The sequence below is a fragment of the Faecalibacterium gallinarum genome (genome assembly GCF_022180365.1).
In the GTDB taxonomy this organism is placed as follows: domain Bacteria; phylum Bacillota; class Clostridia; order Oscillospirales; family Ruminococcaceae; genus Faecalibacterium; species Faecalibacterium gallinarum.
In genome coordinates this window covers 56,928-78,372 of sequence record NZ_BQKV01000007.1, presented here as the reverse complement: position 1 = coordinate 78,372, position 21,445 = coordinate 56,928, and the positions used below count along the sequence as shown (strand labels likewise).

The window sequence follows — 21,445 nt, the reverse complement described above, 5'->3', positions numbered from 1 at the left end:
GAGTACATCCACTTCTATAACCACGAGCGGCTCCAGACAAAGACTGGCCTGGCTCCGCTCTCGCTTCGCCAGGCCAGTCTTTGATTCGTTTACTTCTACCCCTTGCAGGCCTCTTTTTTGTACTGTCCGCACAATATGGGGCGGTTCAGGCCGGGGAGGCGCTTTTGGTTATGTAATTAGTCTTTCTTCTGGTGCTTTTTTCCAAACCGATACTCCTTACCCTCGCGAATCCGCTGGATGTTGGAGCGGTGCATATAGATCACCATAATGCCGATGATGGCCGCACCCACCGTCGTCACAATCAGGTCCCGGGTTTCCAGACCCTGCCACAGGCCGTAGCCCAAGGTCAGCAGGGGATAGCAGCCGGCAACCGTCACACTGCCCAGAGACACCATACCGGTGGGCAGCACACAGAGCAGAAAAATCAGGAACAGGCAGGGCATCAGCACCGGCTGGACTGCCAGCAGGGCGCCGCTGGCCACCAGAACGCCTTTGCCGCCCTTAAACCCAAAGTAGATGGGCTTGGAGTGCCCCACCACTGCCAGGATGCCCGAAAGATAGGCCCCCAGATAGGGCGAAATATCCGCTCCCTGCAAATAACCGAACAGCCACCGGCCGATGCAGACCGCCAGAACACCCTTCAGCACATCGCCGATGGCGGTCATGGCCGCCGCTTTTTTACCGAAGGTGCGCAGCATATTGGTCATGCCCGCGGCTCCGCTGCCGTGGTTGCGCACATCGTCGTGATACACCAGCCGGCTGACCAGAATGCCGGTGTCCACGCTGCCCAGCAGGTAGGCCTGCAGCGCAGTTGCTGCTACGATCAAAATCGTCCACAACATAATTACTTTCCTCCCCTATCTCCGTCCGATCAGACGTCCTTGGCGCGGACCTCACCGGCGCCGCGCTCCCGCACCACAAGGCGGATGGGCGTATTTTCCAGGCCGAAATTCTCCCGGATCTGGTTGATGATATACCGCTGATAGCTGAAATGGAACAGATGTTTTGCGTTGACAAAGGCCACGAACGTGGGCGGCCGGGTGGACGCCTGGGTCAGATAGAAAATCTTGAGCCGGCGGCCCTTGTCGCTGGGGGGCTGCATCCGGGCGGTGGCCCGGGCCAGCATCTCGTTCAGGACACCGGTGGGCACACGGGCGCCGTTCTGGCTGTCCACGTCCCGGATCAGCTGCATCAGCTTGTTGACGTTGTAGCCGGTCTGGGCCGAGATAAAGATGATGGGGGCATAGCTCATGAAGCTGAAGCACTCGCTGTAACCACGGCGCTGGAGCTCCATGGTGTTGGTCTCCTTGCCCTCCACAGCGTCCCACTTGTTGATGACAATGATGCAGGCCTTGCCCTGGTCGTGGGCATAGCCCGCGATCTTGCTGTCCTGCTCGGTGAAGCCCACGGTGGCATCCACCAGGATCAGGGCCACACGGCTCCGCTCTACCGCCGCCAGGGCACGAACCACCATATACCGCTCCAGGCCCTCGGTGATATTGCTCCGCTTGCGCAGGCCGGCGGTATCGGTAAAGATAAACTTACCGTAGGCGTTGTCCACCGGGGTGTCGATGGCGTCCCGGGTGGTGCCCGCCTCGTTGGCGACGATCATCCGGTTTTCGCCCAGGATGCGGTTGGTCAGGCTGGATTTGCCCACGTTGGGCCGGCCGATGATGGCCACCGGAATCCGCTCTTCCTCCACCTCGACCTCAGAGAAATCCAGGTGGGCGCAGACGGCGTCCAGCAGGTCGCCGGTGCCGTGGCCGTGGACCGAGGAAATGGGCAGCACTTCGTCAAAGCCCAGGTTGTAGAACTCGTACAGCTCCATGGGGGCCTCGCCCACCTTGTCGCACTTATTGACGGCCAGGATGATGGGCTTGTGGCTCCGGCGGAGCATATGGGCCACATCCTCGTCCGAGGCGGTCAGGCCCGAGCGGACGTCCACCACCATGATGATGCAGTCGGCGGTGTCGATGGCGATCTGGGCCTGCTCCCGCATATGGGCCAGGATTCCCTCGGTGGCCTTGGGCTCGATGCCGCCGGTGTCCACCAGCAGGAACGAATGGCCGCCCCACTCGCATTCAGCGAAGATCCGGTCCCGGGTGATGCCCGGGGTGTCCTCCACAATGGCCAGACGCTGGCCGCACAGTTTATTAAACAGGGTGGATTTGCCCACGTTGGGCCGGCCCACCACTGCTACGATCGGTTTGCTCACAGGGGTTGTCCTCCTTTCCGAAAAGAGGTTCTCTCATGAAAAAATTATTCTCGGCGGCGGGCAATATGCAGCCCGCTCCGCAGCAGGGCCCGGGCCTCGTCCCCGCCGCCGCTGGGCAGGATCTCGATCTTGACCCCCAGCTGCTGGGCCAGCTCGTCCACCGTCACGCTGTCCAAAAACATATCCCGCTCGCTGCGCAGCATCACCTCGGGCACCCCGAGGACGCTGCTTTGCAGCTTGCCCTTGCACTGGGCCAGGATATCGGTGGCGGTGACCAGCCCGGCGACGCTGACGTTGCCGCCAAAGAATTTGTTCTGGATGGGGTGGACCGTCACCTCGATCATGGGGTACTGGCGGTGAAGCTCGGCCATCATAGCCTCAATCAAAGGCGCCGCCAGGGTGCCGGTGACCACGTCCATTTTCTTCGAGCCATAAATGCGGTGGGGCTTGTCCAGTTCGGCCAGGAACTCCTGCTCGAAGAGCCGCCACATTCCCACCCCGTTTTCCAGCTGGGCGTAGTCCTCGTAGAACTCCGCCGGGGGCAGGGGCCGCCCCGCGTTGAGGTACCACTCGTCGCTGGGGTAGATGATCCGCTTGCCGTGGCGGGCTTTGCACTCATCGCCGAACTCTTCCAGAATGTCGATGACCTCGGCGCTGGACGCCGCGTCATAGGGCACCTGGGGGTAGAGATTCTTGCGGTAGTCGGTGATGCCGCAGGGCACCGCCGCGATGCTCTGGACCATGGGGGTCAGCTTGAGCAGGTCGGTGAGGGTGCGGCGCAGTTCGTCGCCGTCGTTGACCCCCCGGCAGAGCACCAGCTGACAGTTGACCTCGATGCCCCCCTCCACCAGACGGTCGAGGTATTTCAGGGTCTCGCCGCCCCGGCGGTTGGCCAGCATCCGGATCCGAAGCTGGGGATTGGTGGTGTGGACCGAAATATTGATGGGCGAGATGTGCATCTTGATGATGCGGTCGATCTCGTGGTCCTGCATATTGGTCATGGTGATATAGTTGCCGAACAAAAAGGACAGACGCTCGTCGTCGTCCTTAAAGTAGAGGCTCTCCCGCATGCCGGGGGGCAGCTGGTCGATAAAGCAGAACATGCAGTGGTTCGAGCAGGAGTGTTTTTCGTCCCCCAGATAGGTGGCGAAATCGCAGCCGAAGGGGCCGCGGGCCTCCCGATGGACATCCCACTCCTGCACAGCGCCCTGGATGCGGGCTTTCAGGTGGAAGCTGGAACTGTCGGTATAAAACTCATAGTCCAGCGTGTCGTTCAGCGGGTTGCCGTCCACCGAGAGCAGCTCGTCTCCCGGGCCGAGGCCCAGCTGCTGGGCCGGGCTGCCCGGCTCAACCGTTTGGATTTTGATGGCCATGGGCTGCCGTCACCTCCCCGAAACATTCAAAAAGTTTGCCATATAGAACAAGAAGGGGAAGGCGCAATACGCCCTCCCCTTCTTTCATACACCAATATGCCACCAATTCCGCGCAAATTAGGCCTTCTTGATGACTTCCTCGCCCTTGTAGTAACCGCAGTTGCCACATGCCTGGTGGGGGAGCTTCAGAGAGCCGCAGTTGCTGCACTTGACCAGCGCGGGGGCCTCCAGCTTCCAAACATTGCTGCGACGCTTGTCGCGGCGGGCCTTGGAAAGATGTCTCTTAGGTACTGCCATATTTTTGCACCTCCTTGATGGATTCTCAATTCAGCAGTGATTTTAGCACACTCAGCCTTGCGTCTGCGGGGGCTCTGCTGTCCTGTGCCCTCTGGCAGACACAGTCTGCCATCTTTTTCCCGCATTGGGGGCATAGCCCCTGACAGTCGGCGCTGCAAAGCAACACCGTGGGGATCTGGAAGAGGAACTCCTGATAGAGCCACTCATCCACGTCCAGGCGGCCGTGTTCGTCCAGCGGCAGCTCAAAATCCGGGTCATCCAGATCGCGCTGCCGGACCGTCCACTCCGCGCAGACCGTCTCCTCGCTCTCGACCGGGTCGAGACAGCGGGCACATTCGCCATGCACCGATGCTTTTGCCCGCAGGGTCATCTGGATCTCTGTGCCGTCGGGCTGTGCATCAAAGCAAACCGACACAGGCTCGGGGATCCGTGCGCCGGCGAAATCCCGTGCAGAGAGATCACATTGATACTCTGCGTGGTAGGGGCGGGCGCCGGCCGCGATAAACTTTCTCAGGTCAAATTGCATAGTACACCTCTAAAAAGGCTGCTTTGTCAGTATAGCGCCAAAGCGGACCTTTGTCAATACCTAAAACAGGCAGAAAACCGAAAAATTTTTGGTTTTCCGGTTCCCTGCCTGGGTGGCTGACTTAATGCCAGAACTTCACGGAGAATTACAGATATTTCTTGACGTCGTGGGGCAGCATGGCCTCGTCGGCGCTGACGGTGACGGTGACCTTGACGGTGTCGCCGGCGATGGCGGCGATCTCATCCAGCACCACGCCCAGACGGTTGATGTCGTGGTCGAGGACCTTCAGGATGCCATCGATGTAAATCTCGGTGATATCGTAGTTGCTGGCCAGCAGGCCGGCGACAAAGCCGTACAGCATCTCGCCGCCGCTGATCTTATATTCGTCCACATCGATCAGGCGGGCTGCCGAAGCGATATCATAGGTCAGCTTCATGCCCTTTTCCACGACAACCACGTTGCCCTTGGTGGTCTTGACGGCGTCGTTGATCATGTCGATCATGGCCTTGGTTTTGCCGGAGCCCTTGGTACCAACAATCAGTTTAATCATAGTAAAGTCCTCCTGTATTTTCCACGCCTTGCGGCAGGATAATCTAAATTTACTTCAGTTTGGCCTCGAGCTCTGCGGTCAGGTTCTCGTAGCCGGGCTTGCCCAGCAGCGCGAACATGTTCTTCTTATAGCTCTCGACGCCCGGCTGGTTGAAGGGGTTGACGCTCAGCAGGTAGCCGCTGCAGGCGCAGGCACGCCAGAAGAAGTAGATCAGGTAGCCCACGTTGTAGGCGGACAAATCGTCGGTCTCGATCATCAGCTGGGGCACGCCGCCGTCGGTGTGGGCCAGGATGGTGCCCTCCATCGCCTTGCGGTTGACCACGCTCATGTTCTGGTTGGCCAGGAAGTTCAGGCCGTCGAAGTTGCCCTCCAGCTCTTCAATGTACAGATCGGATGCGGGCTTCTTGACGTCCACGATGGTCTCGAACATGGTCCGGGAGCCCTCCTGGATGAACTGGCCCATGGAGTGCAGATCGGTGGAGAAGATGCAGCTGGCGGGGAACAGGCCCTTGTTGTCCTTGCCCTCGCTCTCGCCGAAGAGCTGCTTGTACCACTCGTTCATCAGGGTGAAGTTGGGCTCGTAGCACTCGAGAATCTCGATGGACTTGCCCTTGCGGTAGAGGATGTTCCGGGCGGCGGCGTACTTGTAGGCGTCGTTGTCCGGGCTCAGCTTGGAGAAGCGCTCCATGGCGTCGGCAGCGCCCTGCATCAGCTGGTCGATGTCGATGCCGGCGGCGGCGATGGGCAGAAGACCCACAGCCGAGAGCACCGAGTAGCGGCCGCCCACGTCGTCCGGCACCACGTAGGTGGGCCAGCCCTGGCTGTCGGCCAGCTGCTTGAGGGTGCCGCGGGCCCGGTCGGTGGTAGCGTAGATCCGCTTGTTGGCCTCCTCAACGCCCACCTGATCCTCCAGCAGCTTGCGCAGCACACGGAAGGCCAGGCTGGTCTCGGTGGTGGTGCCGGACTTGGAGATGACGTTGATGGAGAAGCGCTTGCCCTTGCACAGGGCCATGATATCGTTCAGGTAGCTGGGGCTGATGCTGTTGCCGCAGAAGTAAATCTTCAGGCCGTCCTCCAGCTCATTGTGGAACATGCCCTTGACTGCCTCGATGACAGCGCGGGCGCCCAGGTAGCTGCCGCCGATGCCGGCCACCACCAGAACATCCGAGTCGGAGCGGATCTGAGCCGCTGCGGCCTTGATGCGGGCAAACTCTTCTTTATCATAATCCCGGGGCAGGTACATCCAGCCGAGGAAATCATTACCGGGGCCGTTCTTGGCCTCGAGGGCATTGTGTGCAGCCTCAACCTGGGGATAGATCGCCTGGAACTCATCCTCATGGATAAAATGGGAAAGGTGTTTGGTATTAAAAGAAACACTCATACTGTTTACAACCTCCAAACCGATATTCCGGCACTTGCACCAACGACAGGTGCTTTATCTAAGTGTACCGTTCCCTTCCCTCAAAGTCAAGGCCAAAATCCGCACCCTTCATACAATTTTAACAAGGAGGTTTTTCCCCTTTCCTGCCGTTTTAGTTAAGATGGAAAGAACCCCTCAGCCGCCCAGCAGATTCTCTCGCAGCAGATCCAGCGCCCGCTCAAAGGTCATCCGGGGCGTATCGGCGGCCGCCGTCACCGGGTATTCCCCCAGCACCGTCTCGCCGCTGGAGATCACCACCGTGCCCAGGGTCTGGCCCAGGGAGACCGGGGCCTCCACCTCTTCGGGCAGATTGATCTGGGCGGTCAGCTCGCCCTGGCTGCCTTTTTCCAGCAGAAGGCTCTCGGGCAGGGCCGAATAATCCAGGGGCACCCACTCGTCCACGCCCCCGGTGACCGCCAGCTGCAAGGGCCGCTGGTCCATGGCGGGCAGGGCCGCCGCCTCGTAGTGGGCGAAGCCGTAATCCAAAAGGGTGGTGGCCGCGTCGAACCGCTCGGTGCTGGAAGGAGAACCCAACACCACCGCGATCAGGCTCAAACCGTCCCGGGTGGCGCTGGCCGAAATGCAAACCCCCGCGCCGCTGGTGGTGCCGGTTTTCAGGCCGGTGATACCGTTGTACCGGTGGAGCAGTTTATTGGTGTTCACCAGCTGGGTCTGGCCGCCCCGCAGGCTGTCGGTCCAGATGCCGGTGTATTCCAGGATCTCGGGGCAGGTGTTCAGGATCTCCCGGCTCATGATGGCCACGTCCCGGGCGGTGGACAGGTGCCCCTCTTTGTCCAGCCCGCAGGCATTCTTAAAGGTGGTCCCGGTCATCCCCAGCTCGGCGGCCCGGGCGTTCATCTGCTCTACAAAGACCGGCTCGCTGCCCCCCACAAACTCGGCCACCGCCACCGCCGCGTCGTTGGCGCTGGAAACGCAGATGGCCTTGATCATCTCCCACAGGGTCAGCTGTTCCCCGGGCTCCAGCCAGATCTGGCTGCCCCCCATCTGATAGGCGTGCTCACTGACGGGCACCACGTCGTCCAGGGTATACTTGCCGTTGTGCAGCCCCTCAAAGGTCAAAAGCAGGGTCATCACCTTGGTGATGGAGGCGATGGGCATCCGCTCGTCCGGATTCATCTCATACAACACCGTGCCGGTGCTCTGGTCGATCAGGATGGCCGCCCGGCAGCTCAGGGGGAGGGTCACGTCGGTAGCCGCTTCCACCGCCAGGGGCTCAGCCTGGGCGGGGGCCGCCGCCACTTCCACCACCTCGACCTCCCCGCCGCTCAGTGCAGCCCGCAGGCCCGCCCCCTGCGCCGAACCAAACGCCAGCGCAAACAGCCAGAAACACAGCGCCGCTGTGGAGAAAAGCGCCAATTTTTTTCGCTCCATTTGTTCTGCCTCCCGCAAACTCAGATTTTGTCCCGCCGGCTTGTGGTCCGGCCCTGTAAAAAATGGTTCTGCTGTGATTTTATGCGCCGCCGGGGCAGGCTATCCCTTGTACTTTCCCGCGGAAATCTGTTATACTGGGCCTGATTCCAAACTTTTTCACCGGAAAGGACCATTCTTTCATGCGCGTTTGTTTTTACACCCTGGGCTGCAAGGTCAACTTGAACGAGACCGAGGCACTGGAACAGCTGTTCCGGCGCAACGGGTTTACCATCGTGCCGGAGGGCGAGGCGGCCGACGTCTTTATTGTCAACAGCTGCACCGTGACCAACTTCGGCGATCAGAAGAGCCGCAAATGGCTCCGCCGTGCCAAGCGGGAAAACCCGGGCGCCGTCACCGTACTGACCGGCTGCTACCCCCAGGCTTTCCCCGAGGAGGCCGGCCAGTTCGTGGAGGCCGATCTGGTCTGCGGCAACGGCGACCGGAAAGCCATTCTGGACAACGTCCGCAAGCTGCTGGACGGCCACGAGCGGATTGTGGCCATCACCCCCCACACCCGGGGCGAATTGTTCGAGGAGCTGCCGGTGGAGCGGTTCGAGACCCACACCCGGGCTTTTATTAAAGTAGAGGACGGCTGCAACCGCCAGTGCGCTTACTGTGTCATCCCCCGGGCCCGGGGGCCGGTGCGGAGCCGCTCGGAGGCCAGCATCCTGGCCGAGCTGAACCAGCTGGCCGGGGCAGGCTACCGGGAGGTGGTGCTCAGCGCCATCTCCCTGCCCAGCTACGGGCTGGACACCGGCACCAACCTGGTGGAGCTGGTGGAAAAATGCGCCCAGGTGGAGGGCATCCAGCGGATTCGGCTGGGCAGCCTCGACCCCGATATGCTCTCGGACGAGGCCATCGCCCGGCTGGCGGCGGTGGACAAACTCTGCCCCCAGTTCCACCTGAGCCTCCAGAGCGGCTGCTCCGCCACCCTGCGCCGGATGTGCCGGGTCTACACCGCCGAGCAGTACGCCGAGGTGGTGGCCAAGCTCCGGGCCGCCTACGGGGGCCGGCCCATCAGCTTTACCACCGACTGCATCTGCGGGTTCCCCGGAGAGAGTCAGGCGGATTTCGAGGAGAGCTGCCGTTTTCTGGAAAAGATCGGCTTTTTGAAGGTCCACGTCTTCCCCTACTCCCGCCGCAGCGGCACCCCGGCCTATGATTTCCCCGATCAGATCCACGAGCGGGAGAAGCAGGCCCGCAGCCGGACCATGAACGAGGTGGCCGAGCGGGTACGCGCCCAGGTTTTGGCCACCCTGAAAGGTACCGAGGACGAGGTTTTGCTGGAAACCGCCCTCTCCGCCACCCTCTTCACCGGCTACACCCGGCTGTATGTGCCGGTGGTGGTATCGGCCCCCGGCCACGTCAGCGGCGAGATCGTCCGGGTCCGGCTGGGTAAATACGACGGCGAGCGGGTGCAGGCCGCGCTCTGCTGAGAGACCCCCGGCCGGAAACGTTCTTTTTTGTCAATTTTATATCAATTTGTTGCCGCGCCCTTTTCAACCCCCTCGGTTTATGCTAAAATGTCCTTGAAAAGGAGCGGCACCGGCGGCCCGGGTTTTGGGCGAACCTGTGCTGTTTCGTATCTGGTCAAAGCCCCCTATCTATGGTCTTATAAAAGGAGAAATTGGAATGAGTTTCAGAGGCATCAACACCACGGTCATTCAGATCCGCCGTCAGGTGTTCACCGAGGTAGCCCGGATGGCTTACGCCAACGTCAAGGGCGAAAAGGCAAACCACATGATGCGCAAGATCCCCTACACCATCATTCCCGGTGAGGAAGGCAAGCTGCGCAAGGATATCTTCCTGGAGCGCGCCATCGTCGAGGAGCGTGTCCGCCTGGCCATGGGCCTGCCCACCCGCCGGATGGACGAGCACAACAGCGTCGTCTCTGGCCTGGAGGATGCGTCGATTGCGGACAAGTACTACGATCCTCCCCTGGTCAACGTGATCAAGTTCGCCTGCAACCGCTGCCCCGAAAAGCTGGTCAAGGTGTCCGATCTGTGCCAGGGCTGCCTCGCCCACCCCTGTATGGAAGTCTGCCCCAAGCATGCCATCGTCTGGGAGAGCGGCCGCTCCACCATCGATCAGGAAAAGTGCATCAAGTGCGGCCGCTGTGTGGACGTCTGCCCCTACCACGCCATCGTCAAGACCGAGCGCCCCTGCGCTGCGGCCTGCGGCATGGGCGCCATCCACTCCGACTCCCTGGGCCGGGCCGAGATTGATTACAGCAAGTGCGTCTCCTGCGGCCAGTGCCTGGTCAACTGCCCCTTCGGCGCCATCGCCGACAAGGGCCAGATCTATCAGCTGATCCAGAGCTTCAACCGCGGCGACCGGGTCTACGCTCTGGTGGCCCCCGCCTTTGTCAACCAGTTCCCCCAGCTGGCCACCTCCGGCAAGCTCCGCGCCGCCCTCAAGGCGGTGGGCTTCTGCGACACTGTGGAAGTCGCCATCGGCGCCGACCTGTGCACCGTGGACGAGGCCAAGGACTTCCTGGCTGAGGTGCCCGAGAAGCTGGACTTCATGGCAACTTCCTGCTGCCCGGCCTGGAGCATGATGGCCAAGACCGCCTTCCCCAGCCTGGCCAAGAACATCTCCATGACCATGACCCCCATGGTCTTTACCGCCCGGATGATGAAGACCGCCGATCCCGAGGCCCGGATGTGCTTCATCGGACCCTGCGCCGCCAAGAAGCTGGAGGCCTCCCGCCGCCATGTGCGCAGCGACGTGGACTTTGTCCTGACCTTTGAGGAGCTGGCCGGCATCATCGAGGCCTGCAACATCGACTTCGACGCTCTGGAGTCCGAGAACACCGAGGAAGAGCTGCACTACGCCTCCGGCGCAGGCCGCGGCTTTGCCCAGTCGGGCGGCGTGGCCAAGGCTGTGGCCGACAAGATCCACGAGTGGTACCCCGACAAGGAGGTCAAGATTGCTTCCGCCCAGGGCCTGGCCGAGTGCAAGAAGATGCTGATGCTGGCCAAGGCCGGCAAGTACAACGGCTACCTGCTGGAAGGCATGGGCTGCCCCGGCGGCTGCATCGGCGGCGCCGGCACCATCGCCGACCCGGTCCGCACCGCAGCCCAGCTGAACAAGTACGTCAAGGACGCCCCCTATCAGGACCCCGAGAAGAGTCCCTTCATGTCCAGCATCCACTTCCTCAAGGACGACCCTGATTTCGAAGGCTAAACCCGATCGTTTGCTTTCTGCCGCCCCCATCCGGGGGCGGCTTTTTCTATGGCCCAGAAGCTCGGCCCCGCGAGTGATTGACTTGACGGCGGGAAGATGGTATTATTAGGATATGAAAATAGGTTATTTTATCCTGTTTCCTTTTTCCGTAACAGCCGGATCGCTCCGGTCCGGCAAGGAGGGTTTTCTTATGACACGTCGAAGTGTTTTGCAGCGGTTTTTGGCCGTCTGGGCGGCTGCGCTGCTCCTCTTCGCCCTAGGCTGCCCCAGCGCGTGGGCAGCCGAAGGCCCCCAGAATTCTTTCGGTGTCAGCGTCAAGTTCTGGGATGAAAAGAACGACACCGACGCCGCACCCAACAACGGCATTGACTCCGCCCGCGGGGCGACCATGACCCGCCAGGCCAACGGCACCTTTACCCTGCGTCTGCCCATCCAGTCCATGACCATGCTGGGGATGGACTGCCACCTGGCGGGGCTGACCATCGGCGATATCTGGTACGAGGGCACGATGAGCGGCAGCTTTGAAAGCGGCAGCGCCGTGCTCACCATCCAGAATCTGCCCTACTCCATCCTGACCGGCGAAGATGTCTCCCAGGCCATCGCCGTCACCTGCAGCCTCGAGACCGATCTCAGTCTGCTGGGCGAGCTGGATGTCTCGGCCCGAATGTCGGTCTGGGCCAGTTGAATCCTGAACCTTAAACAAAAACAAGGCTGCGAACCGGATTGGTTCGCAGCCTTGTTTGTTGGCCCGGCTTATCGATGCTCGCCCATAAAATCGGTGACCATTTTATCCAGCTGCATCACCGCCTGCTCGGCCCCCTTGGCCACTTTGCGGGCCGCCCGCTTGACCTTGCGGGGGTTCTGGTTGGCCGCCATCATTCCGGCCGCGCCCAGGGCCGCACCTGCGGCCATCCCAATCAGCAGATTGCTGGTCTGGTGATCTTTCATGGTAAAATACCTCCCTGTTATCCAGAAACTTGGCCCCCCGTCCCACGCCGGGCGGGGGTTCTCTTACAGTATTTCCGGCCGGGGTGGGTTCATACGCCTTTTTTTAGAGGGAAATTTGTGTTATACTAATGGGTGCAATTTTTATCATTTACTGCTGCGGCCGCGGCTGGGCCGCCGGTTTGGTTATACTCGGATGAAGGAGGCTTCTTTGTTGTTAAAACCTGTTGCGCCGAAAAAAGTTCTTTGCATTCACGATCTGTCCGGCATGGGCCGGTGCAGTCTTGCGGTCATCCTGCCGGTTTTGTCGGTGATGGGGTTGCAGCCGGTGGTTCTGCCCACCCTGCTGCTCTCCACCCACACCGGCGGCCTGGGCGAACCCGCCCGGCTGGACAGCGCGGCTTACTGCCAGGCCGCCCTGGAGCATTACCGGGCGCTTGGGGTAGAGTTTGACTGCATCTATTCGGGCTATCTGGGCGGGGAGGCCCAGGCCGCCCTGGTAGAGCAGGCGTTCCGCTTCTGGCCCGACGCCTACAAAATCGTGGACCCGGTCATGGGGGACAACGGCCGGCCCTACTCCACCGTCACCCCCGCCCTGATCGACCGGATCCGGGGCCTGTGCCGCCAGGCGGACCTGATCCTGCCCAACTGCACCGAGGCCGCCCTGCTGCTCGGCCACAGCGGCCAGCCCGACGAGATGGACGACGCATCCGCCCAGGCTCTGGCCGATGAGCTGACCACCCTGGCCCCCGCGGCCGTGGTCACCGGGCTGCCCATGGGCAAGTACATCGGCTGCGCAGGCAGCGGGCGGGAACGCTTTGTTCTGCGCAAGCTCCACATCGACCGCAGTTTCCCCGGCACGGGGGACCTGTACGGCGCCATCGTCACCGGCTCGCTGATGCGGGGCAACGCCCTGAGCGCCGCTGCCGACGCCGCCGCCGAGTTTGTGGCCCTGGCCATCCAGCAGACCCCTCACACCGAGGATACCCGGTTCGGCGTCTGGTTCGAGCCGCTGCTGCCCCGGCTCTGCCCCGCACAGGAATTTTAAACCAGGGAGGCCCGAACCATGACCGAAAAACCCACCCTCAACATCGTGCTGGTGGAGCCCCGCATCCCCCAGAATACCGGCAACGTAGCCCGCACCTGTGCCTGTACCGCCTGCCGGCTCCATCTGGTGGGGCCCATGGGCTTTGCCATCGATGACAAAAAATTGAAGCACGCAGGACTTGACTATTGGCATTTTCTTGATATAACATATTATGAAGGGCTTTCTGATTTTTTTGCCAAAAACAACGGTCCTTTTTACTATTTCACCACCAAAGCGCCCCGGCGCTACACCGATGTAGCCTACCCCGACGGCGCCTACCTGGTCTTTGGGCGGGAGGACGCCGGTCTGCCGGAAGCGCTGCTGGCCCAAAATCAGGACAGCTGCATCCGGATGCCCATGCGTGAGGGTTGCCGGAGCCTGAATCTGTCCAACAGCGTCGCCGTGGGCGTATATGAGGTTCTGCGCCAGTGGGATTTCCCCGAGCTGCTGGACCATGGCCATCTGCGAGATTATGAATGGAAATGAGGAACACTATGAGCAAAATTGCAATCCTGACCGACTCCTCCTGCGACATCCCGCAGGAGCTGGCCGACAAGTATGGCATTGATATTATGAGCATCCACATCACCCTGGATGGTGTGGATTATCTGGAGCGGGTGAGCTGCACCAACGAGGAGTTCTACGACCTGATGCGGAAAGCCAAGGGCGTGCCCTCCACCGCAGCCCTGACCCCCATCCAGTTCTGCGAGAAATACTGTGAGTATGTGGACGCAGGTTATACCGATGTGATCCACGTTACCCTCAACAGTGCCGGCAGCTCCACCTACAGCAACGCCGTTATGGCCCAGAATATGCTGCGGGAAGAGCGCCCCGAACACCAGATGAAGATCCATCTGGTGGACAGCCACACCTACTCCATGGTGTTCGGCTGGTACCTCTGCGAGATGGCCCGCAAGCTCCAGAACGGCGCCGAGCTGCGCCATGTTCTGGACGAGTTCAACGACAAGATGAACCGGGCCGAGATCATCATTGGACCTTACAGCCTGCGCCAGATGAAGAAAAGCGGCCGTATCTCTGCGGCTGCCGCCTTTGCGGGCGAGCTGCTGGGCCTGCGCCCCATCATCCGGATGGTGGACGGCAAAACCCAGGTGGAGAGCAAGGTCCGGGGTGACGATAAGGTTGTCCCCGCCATGATCTCTGTCTGCAAGAAGTACACCGAGGGCCTGGACGATGTGGAGTATCTGCTGGGTCACACCGCCGTTGATCAGGTGGAGGATCTGGCCAAGGCCTGCCGCAAGGAGTTCGGCCACGGTCCGGTGGCCACCTTCCTGCTGGGCGGCGCTGTTTCTGCCAACACCGGCCCCGATACCGTCGCTATGGTCTACCTGGGCCAGCCCAGAAGATAACCCCGCCCCCTATTCCTTGTTTTTTGCCGCTGCGCCTGCCGGGCGCGGCGGCTTTTTTTGTGCTTATCTTGCGGTTTTTCGCGGATTATAGTATAATATAATTTGCTGTGCGCTTGTACAGCAGATGAGCAACTTAGGATTTTAGGCTCCCCGGCGCGCCTCGAACCACGCCGGGCCAAACCCACGGGGGCTGGCGGTCCCCGCGCGGTCAAAATCTATCCGCCGGAGTGTTTTATGATGAACCAAACTTCTTCTGTCCGCAAACTGGTGCGCTGCGCCCTGGTGGCCGCGCTGTATGTAGCCCTCTGCCTGGCGCTGGCCCCCTTCTCCTATGGGGCAGTGCAGGTCCGGGTGGCCGAGGCCCTCTGCCTTCTGCCGGTGTTCGGCCCCGAGTACATCGTCGCCGTGACCCTGGGTTGCCTGCTGGCCAACTTCCTGGGCTCCACCCTGATCGACGTGGTGTTCGGCACCCTGGCCACCCTGCTGGCCTGCCTGTGCACCTACGCGGTGCGCAACGCCCGGGTCAAGGGCCTGGCCCTGCCGGCCGCCCTGCCCCCGGTCTTCTGGAATGCCGTGATCGTAGGCCCCGAGATCGCCATCTTCTTTTCGGACACGCCGGCCACCTTCGGCCTGATTGCCTTCAATGCGGCCACCGTCGCCCTGGGCGAGGTGATCAGCTGCGGCATTCTGGGGGTGGCCCTGGTGAAACTCATCGAGACCAATCCTGCTCTGCGGCGGGTTTTTGCCGAAGCACACTAACAACCAAAAGAAAGGAACCCACACTGTGCAACCGATCGACCTTGTTTTCTGGGACTGGAACGGCACCCTGCTGGACGACGTGAACTACTCGCTGGGCTGCCTGAACGGGCTGCTGGCCCAATACGGCTACCCCCAGCGGTACAGCCTCGAAGCCTACCGGGAGATCTTCGGGTTCCCGATTGAAGAATATTACCGCCGGGTGGGATTCGACTTTCACCGCGACCCCTACCCAGTACTGGCCCAGAGTTATATGGACCGGTATAACGCCGGGGTGGAAGAATGTGCCCCGACTGCCACCGCCGCCTCCACCCTGGAGGCCCTGCGTTCCTTAGGCAAACGCCAGGTGATCCTCTCCGCCTCCCGCCGCGACTACCTGATCGAGCAGGCATCGCAGCGGGGTCTGAAAGGCTATTTTTCCGAGTTGCTCGGCCTTTCGGACATTTATGGGGTGAGCAAGATCCAGCTGGGGCTGGACTTCCTGGCGGAATCCGGGGTAGACCCGGCCCGCTGCCTGATGATCGGCGACACCGATCATGACGCCCAGGTGGCCACCGCTCTGGGGGCAAAATGCGTCCTCTTTACCGGCGGTCACCAGTCCCGTCAGCGGCTGGAATCGGTCTGCGACACGGTCATCGACCGGCTGGACCAGCTGCCGGATCTGCTGGGCTGAATCTCCTTTTGGTTTTCTGTGCGCTGTGCGCTCTGCGTGCGGCGCATTTTTTTGCAAATTTACAGAAAGTTCACGCAAAATACGCCGGAATTCCCTTTGTTGATTTGACACTTTTTCGTGCTTTGGTGTATCATAATAAGAGTGCGGGACAGGCTCTGCCCCGCTGCCAAAATAAGTAAAAATGAAAAGTATCGTTTCCGGGTGTGATAAAACCGCCGCCCGCGGAACCTGTTTTATTTGAGGTGTTCCAATATGTCCTTTGCCGAAAAACTCTTTGGCAGCTTCTCCGACCGGGAGCTGAAGAAGATTAAACCCCTTACCCAGAAGGTCCTGGATCTGGAATCCAAATACCAGGCCCTCTCCGACAGCGAGCTTCAGGCCCAGACCCCCGCCCTCAAGGCCCGGCTGGCCGGGGGCGAAACCCTGGACGACATCCTGCCCGACGCCTTTGCCGTCTGCCGGGAGGCCGCCTGGCGTGTGCTGGGGATGAAGCACTTCCCGGTCCAGATCACCGGCGGCATCGCCCTGCACCGGGGGTGCATCGCCGAGATGCAGACCGGCGAGGGCAAAACCCTGGTGGCTACCCTGCCCGCCTACCTGAACGCCCTGACCGGCGAGGGGGTGCACATCGTTACCGTCAACGACTACCTGGCCAAGCGTGACAGCGAGTGGATGGGCAAACTCTACCGCTGGCTGGGGCTGTCGGTGGGTCTGATCGCCCAGGGCATGGACGGCAACGCCCGCCGCAAGGCCTATAACTCGGATATCACCTACGGCACCAACAACGAATTCGGTTTCGACTACCTGCGGGACAACATGGTGACCTACAAGGTCAACATGGTCCAGCGGGGCCACGCCTACGCCATCGTGGACGAGGTGGACTCCATCCTGATCGACGAGGCCCGTACCCCCCTGATCATCTCGGGCCGGGGCGAGGACTCTTCCAGCCTGTACACCCAGGTGGACCGGTTCGTCCGCACCCTGCGCAAGAGCGTCGTCGTCGAGCTTCAAGACAAGGTGGCCGCCGACGAACAGGCCGACGGCGATTATGTGGTGGACGAAAAGCACAAGACCTGCACCCTGACTGCCAGCGGCATCCAGAAGGCCGAGGCCTACTTTAAGGTCGAGAACCTGGCCGCCGCCGAGAACATGACCCTGGCCCACCACATCGACCAGGCCATCAAGGCTTACGGCGTGATGCAGAAGGACATCGACTACGTCATCAAGGACGGCCAGGTGGTGATCGTGGACGAGTTCACCGGCCGGTTGATGATCGGCCGCCGGTACAACGAGGGTCTACACCAGGCCATCGAGGCCAAGGAAGGGGTCAAGATCGCCGCCGAGAGCAAGACCCTGGCCACCATCACCTTCCAGAACTATTTCCGCATGTACAAAAAGCTCTCGGGCATGACCGGTACCGCCAAGACCGAGGCCACCGAGTTCACCGAGATTTACGGCCTGAACATCGTCACCGTCCCCACCAACCGGCCCAATATCCGCAAGGACTATCCCGACGCGGTGTACAAGACGGTAAACGGCAAGTATAACGCCGTCATCCGCCAGGTGATGGAGTGCCACGAGAAGGGCCAGCCCGTTCTGGTGGGCACCGTCAGCGTGGAAAAGAGCGAGCTGCTGGCCAAGATGCTCCAGCGCCACACCCGGGACTTCAACGTGCTGAACGCCAAGAACCACGAGCGGGAGGCTGAGATCGTCGCCCAGGCCGGCAAGAAGGGCGCCATCACCATCGCCACCAACATGGCGGGCCGCGGCACCGATATCATGCTGGGCGGCAACGCCGAGTATATGGCCAAGGCCCAGATGCGGAAAGAGCATTTCTGCGAAAATCTGCTGAACCCCGACGCCCCCCAGGAGGCTCTGCCCGAGGAGGTGGAGCTGCTGCTCACCGAGGCCAACGGCCACGGCGACACCCAGGACCAGAACATCCTGGCGGCCCGGGCCCGGTTCGACGAACTATACGCAAAGTATAAAGCCGAGATCGCCGACGAGGCCGAGGAAGTCCGCGCCGCGGGCGGCCTGTTCATCATCGGCACCGAGCGGCACGAGAGCCGCCGGATCGACAACCAGCTGCGTGGCCGTGCGGGCCGCCAGGGCGACCCCGGCGCCTCCCGCTTCTACCTGAGCCTGGAGGACGACCTGATGCGCCTCTTCGGCGGCGACCGGGTCCAGGGCCTGATGGGCAGCCTGGGTCTGGACGAGGACACCCCCATCGAGAACCGAATGGTCACCAGCACCATCGAGAGCGCCCAGAAGAAGCTGGAGGGCCGCAACTTCGAGATCCGCAAAAACGTTCTGCGGTACGACGACGTCATGAACCAGCAGCGCGAGATCATCTACGGTCAGCGGCGGAAGGTGCTGGACGGCGAGGACATCAGCGCCGAGATGCACAACATGCTGCGGGAGAACATCGATTCCAGCTGCAAGCAGTTCCTGGCCGGGGACGTGAAGGACGAGTGGGATTTCGGCGCCCTGCGCCGCCACTATGCGGGCTGGCTGACCAAGGACGAGGACTTCCGCTACACGGTGGAGGACTACGACCACATCTCCCGGGAGGGGATCGCCGATGCCCTCTATGACCGGGGCATGAAGATCCTGGCCGACAAGGAGGCCCGCTACGGCACCCCCCTGATGCGGGAGCTGGAGCGCATCTGCCTTTTGAAATGCGTGGACCGTTACTGGATGGACCACATCGACAACATGGACCAGCTGCGCCAGGGCATCGGCCTGCGGGGCTACGGCCAGAAAGACCCGGTGGTGGAATACCGGATCGAGGGCTTTGACATGTTCGACCAGATGGTGGACTCCATCCGGGAGGACAGCATCAAGATGCTGCTGATGATCGAGGTGCGCCAGGCAGGCGTGGCCCCCAAGCGGGAGCAGGTGGCCCGGCCGGTGGGCGAGGGCTTTGTGCCCGGCAACGGCGCGCCCCGGGCCCAGGGTGCCCCCAAGGGCCAGCCGGTGCGGATCATTAAGATCGGCCGGAACGACCCCTGCCCCTGCGGCAGCGGCCTGAAGTGGAAAAAGTGCACCTGCGCCCAGTACCACCCCGAACAGGGCCAGAACAGCTAATCCAATCAAATGATAAACCGGAGGCCCGGCAGCTTTAGACGCTGCCGGGCCTCCGGTTCGTTTATCTTATAAAGAATATCTCCATCAGGGACGCCCCCGAGAGGCTGAACTCCTTGATGCCCAAAAGCTCGGGCAGGGCCGTCAGGTCGCCGCCGGTGTAGTACCAGGCCGCCCCCAGGGCCGCCATTACAACCAGCAACAGCAGCACCAGCAGCCGGCCCAGCCATTTCCGGCCGCTGCCCTTTTTGGGCGGTTCCACCGCCGCTGGGGCGGGGTCGGGCCGGGGCAGGGGTTCGTTGCGCTCCGGCACCCAGGCTTCCGGGTTTGGGGCCTCTTTTGAGGGTTCCGAGGGTTTGTCCCCTTCCGCCGGGGTTTCCTCCGATGCCGCCGGGGCGGGGGTTTTCTCTCCCTGCTCCGGGGCATCGACGGGGCGCTGGGGCAGGTGGGAGAGTTCCTCCGGCAAGTCTGCGCCATACTTGACCCAGCGGGTACCCTGGGCCTGGGGCAGGCCCGCCGCCGCCCGCCGGATCATATCCAGCAGCCAGAGGCCGGGGTTCTCGCTCTCCCAAACCGCCCGGAGCCAATATCCATTTTTCCGGCCCCCCACCAGAAGCAGGGCCCCGCCCTCCTTCTCCACGCAGGCCGCCGCCAGATCGGCCTCGGCCACCCGGCAGGCCGCCCGCAGACGGGCTGCGGCCTGATGCACCGGGCCGCCCTCGGTCTTGGCGGCGATCTTCTCGGCCAACTCCCGAATCCGGGGTCCCCGCTGGGGGTGGGTGTAGCTCTCGGAGCCAAAATCAAAGATCTTTTCGGCCGCCGCGATGGCTTCCAGCCGGGGCTCCACCAGGGCCCCGGCGGCGGCATCGGCACAGACCAGCAGCTGCTTGTGCTGTTCCAGGGTCCGCACCGTACAGGCCGCCAGATCGGTGTCCCCCTGGGCGTAAAGGTCCCCGGGGAAACAGGTCCGCAGGCTCTGCTCGGCCCGGGTCAGCCCGGCCTTATCCTCGGCTGTGAGAGCCACCAGGGTCTCGCCGCCCCGGCTCATGCACCGCACCCGGCAGAGGTTCCACCCCGCCGGAAAGCCCGCCACCGCCTGCTGTACCGCCATCTGCGGCGCACCAAAAATCCGCAGCACACAGCCGATCTGTTTTGCTTCCTCACTCATTGCTCTCCACCCCCGCGGCCCAGGGGCCGCCTTTATTCGCTCAAAAATGCTGCGTCCAGCTCGGCCAGGGCCTGGTCGTCCCGGCAGGCTGCCCGGGGCAGTGCCCGGGTCCCTGCGGGGATCTTCCCCTGGGCCAGCCGGAGGGCCAATTCCAGGGCCGCCTGGGCCGACCGGGCCCGCACCAGTGCCCGGTCGGGCCGGGAGACGTGCAGCTTTTTCAGATAAACCGTATCCCCCCGGGCCGCGCCGAGATAGACAGTGCCCACCGGCCGGACTTCATCCCCGCCGGTGGGGCCCGCGATGCCGGTGACGCTCAGGGCGATATCCGCCCCGGAAGCCTCCAAGGTACCGGCGGCCATCTGGGCCGCCACCGGGGCCGACACCACGTTATAGCGGTCGATCACCGCCGGGTCCACCCCCACCAGCCGGGTTTTGGCCTCGGCCCAGTAGGTGACGAACCCATAGCCGAACACCTCGCTGGAACCAGGCACCGCTGTCAGCCGCTGGGCGATCAGCCCGCCGGTGCAGCTCTCGGCGGCGGCGATGGTCAGCCCCTGTTCTTTCAGGGTGCGGACCACTGTCTCCTCCAGCCCGGCCACGTCCTCATCATACACCGCATCCCCCAGAATATTATAGAACTTCTTGGCATAGGCCCGGCATTTTTCCTGGCCTTCGGCGTCGGTGGCAGCCCGGGCGGTGATCCGGATCTCGCACTCGCCGGTCTTGCAGTAGATGGCGGCGGTGGGGTCGGCGTTCTCCAGCAGGGGCCGCACCCGGTATTCGATGTCGCTCTCGCCTCCCAGCACCCGCAGGGTCAGGGAGTGGAGGGTGGAGTTCTGCCGCGCCAGCAGCCGGGGGCGGACCTCCTCCTCCCACATGGCTTTCATCTCTCGGGGCACGCCGGGCATCAGCACCGCGCATCGGCCCTCCTGCTCAAACCAGGCGCCGGGAGCGGTGCCGTGGCGGTTGGGGATCTTCTGGCCCCGGGCGGGGACCATGGCCTGTTTGCGGTTGTTGGGGGCGGTGGCCCGGCCCGAGGCCGCAAAATAGCGGGTGATCTTCTCCCATTCCTCGGGGTCAAAGACCAAGCTGTCCCCGTAGCAGGCGGCCACCGTCTCCTTGGTCAGGTCGTCGGCGGTGGGGCCGAGGCCCCCGGTAAACACCAGCAGGTCGCACCGCTGTTTTGCGTCCTTGACCCAGTCGGCCAGCCGGTCGTGGTTGTCCCCAATGGTGCTCTGGCGCTGGACCGTGATGCCCAGGGCCGCCAGCTCCCGGCTGAGATACTGGGCGTTGGTGTTGAGGATGTTCCCCAATAGAAGCTCGGTCCCCACGCTGATAATCTCTGCGGTCATTCTGGCTGCGCTCCC

Annotated in this window: 21 protein-coding genes and 1 riboswitch; of the genes, 10 read left to right on the top strand and 11 right to left on the bottom strand. The window is 62.2% G+C overall.

Annotation, left to right across the window (positions count from 1 at the left end; translation table 11 throughout):
* Window positions 1–6: 6 nt before the first annotated feature.
* The gene (locus tag JCM17207_RS13795) at window positions 7–84 is read left to right on the top strand and encodes a hypothetical protein (RefSeq protein WP_373871900.1); all 78 of its coding nucleotides are present in this window, start codon (window positions 7–9) and stop codon (window positions 82–84) included.
* Window positions 85–176: 92 nt separating this feature from the next.
* On the opposite strand, the gene plsY is transcribed toward JCM17207_RS13795, so the two are convergent.
* From plsY to JCM17207_RS00885, 8 genes are all read right to left on the bottom strand, one after another.
* Window positions 177–842, bottom strand: coding sequence for a glycerol-3-phosphate 1-O-acyltransferase PlsY (plsY, locus tag JCM17207_RS00920; RefSeq protein ID WP_238315573.1), 666 nt, complete (start codon window positions 840–842; stop codon window positions 177–179).
* Window positions 843–871: 29 nt separating this feature from the next.
* Window positions 872–2,215, bottom strand: coding sequence for a ribosome biogenesis GTPase Der (der, locus tag JCM17207_RS00915; RefSeq protein WP_238315572.1), 1,344 nt, complete (start codon window positions 2,213–2,215; stop codon window positions 872–874).
* Window positions 2,216–2,259: 44 nt separating this feature from the next.
* On the bottom strand, window positions 2,260–3,588 hold the full coding sequence (locus JCM17207_RS00910; RefSeq protein WP_238315571.1) for a DUF512 domain-containing protein: 1,329 nt from the start codon (window positions 3,586–3,588) through the stop codon (window positions 2,260–2,262).
* A 117-nt stretch (window positions 3,589–3,705) separates the two neighbouring features.
* Window positions 3,706–3,885 carry a 50S ribosomal protein L32 gene (gene rpmF / locus JCM17207_RS00905; protein ID WP_005920250.1) on the bottom strand — a complete coding sequence of 60 codons (180 nt, stop codon included), beginning with the start codon at window positions 3,883–3,885 and terminating at the stop codon, window positions 3,706–3,708.
* A gap of 25 nt (window positions 3,886–3,910) precedes the next feature.
* The gene (locus JCM17207_RS00900) at window positions 3,911–4,411 is read right to left on the bottom strand and encodes a YceD family protein (RefSeq protein WP_238315570.1); all 501 of its coding nucleotides are present in this window, start codon (window positions 4,409–4,411) and stop codon (window positions 3,911–3,913) included.
* A 145-nt stretch (window positions 4,412–4,556) separates the two neighbouring features.
* Window positions 4,557–4,961, bottom strand: a complete 405-nt coding sequence (locus tag JCM17207_RS00895; protein WP_238315569.1) for an ATP-binding protein — start codon at window positions 4,959–4,961, stop codon at window positions 4,557–4,559.
* Window positions 4,962–5,010: 49 nt separating this feature from the next.
* Complete coding sequence (locus JCM17207_RS00890) at window positions 5,011–6,342, bottom strand: glucose-6-phosphate isomerase (RefSeq protein WP_238315568.1); 1,332 nt, start codon at window positions 6,340–6,342, stop codon at window positions 5,011–5,013.
* A 174-nt stretch (window positions 6,343–6,516) separates the two neighbouring features.
* A complete protein-coding gene (locus JCM17207_RS00885; protein ID WP_238315567.1) occupies window positions 6,517–7,773 on the bottom strand; it encodes a D-alanyl-D-alanine carboxypeptidase family protein in 1,257 nt (418 codons plus the stop codon).
* Between the two features lie 179 nt (window positions 7,774–7,952).
* On the opposite strand from JCM17207_RS00885, the gene mtaB reads away from it, so the two are divergent.
* The 3 genes from mtaB (at window position 7,953) to JCM17207_RS00870 (ending at window position 11,683) form a co-directional block, all read left to right on the top strand.
* On the top strand, window positions 7,953–9,248 hold the full coding sequence (gene mtaB, locus JCM17207_RS00880) for a tRNA (N(6)-L-threonylcarbamoyladenosine(37)-C(2))-methylthiotransferase MtaB (protein ID WP_238315566.1): 1,296 nt from the start codon (window positions 7,953–7,955) through the stop codon (window positions 9,246–9,248).
* A 196-nt stretch (window positions 9,249–9,444) separates the two neighbouring features.
* On the top strand, window positions 9,445–10,998 hold the full coding sequence (locus tag JCM17207_RS00875; RefSeq protein WP_238315565.1) for a 4Fe-4S dicluster domain-containing protein: 1,554 nt from the start codon (window positions 9,445–9,447) through the stop codon (window positions 10,996–10,998).
* A 190-nt stretch (window positions 10,999–11,188) separates the two neighbouring features.
* On the top strand, window positions 11,189–11,683 hold the full coding sequence (locus tag JCM17207_RS00870) for a pilin (RefSeq protein WP_238315564.1): 495 nt from the start codon (window positions 11,189–11,191) through the stop codon (window positions 11,681–11,683).
* A 68-nt stretch (window positions 11,684–11,751) separates the two neighbouring features.
* Here the strand turns inward: JCM17207_RS00870 and JCM17207_RS00865 are convergent, their stop codons facing one another.
* Window positions 11,752–11,946, bottom strand: a complete 195-nt coding sequence (locus JCM17207_RS00865) for a hypothetical protein (RefSeq protein WP_238315563.1) — start codon at window positions 11,944–11,946, stop codon at window positions 11,752–11,754.
* A 211-nt stretch (window positions 11,947–12,157) separates the two neighbouring features.
* Here JCM17207_RS00865 and JCM17207_RS00860 point away from each other — a divergent pair, with 211 nt between their 5' ends.
* From JCM17207_RS00860 to secA, 6 genes are all read left to right on the top strand, one after another.
* Window positions 12,158–12,991 (top strand): pyridoxamine kinase, encoded by an 834-nt coding sequence (locus JCM17207_RS00860; RefSeq protein WP_238315562.1) that lies wholly within the window; start codon window positions 12,158–12,160, stop codon window positions 12,989–12,991.
* 18 nt (window positions 12,992–13,009) lie between these two features.
* Entirely contained in the window at window positions 13,010–13,516 is a 507-nt protein-coding gene (locus tag JCM17207_RS00855) for a tRNA (cytidine(34)-2'-O)-methyltransferase (protein ID WP_238315561.1), read from the top strand.
* A gap of 8 nt (window positions 13,517–13,524) precedes the next feature.
* Entirely contained in the window at window positions 13,525–14,397 is an 873-nt protein-coding gene (locus tag JCM17207_RS00850; RefSeq protein ID WP_238315560.1) for a DegV family protein, read from the top strand.
* A gap of 126 nt (window positions 14,398–14,523) precedes the next feature.
* A riboswitch (PreQ1-III riboswitch) is annotated at window positions 14,524–14,625 on the top strand.
* Between the two features lie 6 nt (window positions 14,626–14,631).
* The gene (locus JCM17207_RS00845; protein ID WP_238315559.1) at window positions 14,632–15,156 is read left to right on the top strand and encodes a QueT transporter family protein; all 525 of its coding nucleotides are present in this window, start codon (window positions 14,632–14,634) and stop codon (window positions 15,154–15,156) included.
* Window positions 15,157–15,181: 25 nt separating this feature from the next.
* Window positions 15,182–15,826, top strand: coding sequence for an HAD family hydrolase (locus JCM17207_RS00840; protein WP_238315558.1), 645 nt, complete (start codon window positions 15,182–15,184; stop codon window positions 15,824–15,826).
* A 252-nt stretch (window positions 15,827–16,078) separates the two neighbouring features.
* Complete coding sequence (secA, locus tag JCM17207_RS00835) at window positions 16,079–18,913, top strand: preprotein translocase subunit SecA (RefSeq protein ID WP_238315557.1); 2,835 nt, start codon at window positions 16,079–16,081, stop codon at window positions 18,911–18,913.
* A gap of 61 nt (window positions 18,914–18,974) precedes the next feature.
* Here secA and JCM17207_RS00830 read toward each other — a convergent pair whose 3' ends face one another.
* Both JCM17207_RS00830 and JCM17207_RS00825 read right to left on the bottom strand, forming a co-directional pair.
* Entirely contained in the window at window positions 18,975–20,078 is a 1,104-nt protein-coding gene (locus tag JCM17207_RS00830; protein ID WP_238315556.1) for a hypothetical protein, read from the bottom strand.
* A gap of 32 nt (window positions 20,079–20,110) precedes the next feature.
* Window positions 20,111–21,430, bottom strand: coding sequence for a competence/damage-inducible protein A (locus JCM17207_RS00825; RefSeq protein WP_238315555.1), 1,320 nt, complete (start codon window positions 21,428–21,430; stop codon window positions 20,111–20,113).
* Between the last annotated feature and the right edge of the window lie 15 nt (window positions 21,431–21,445).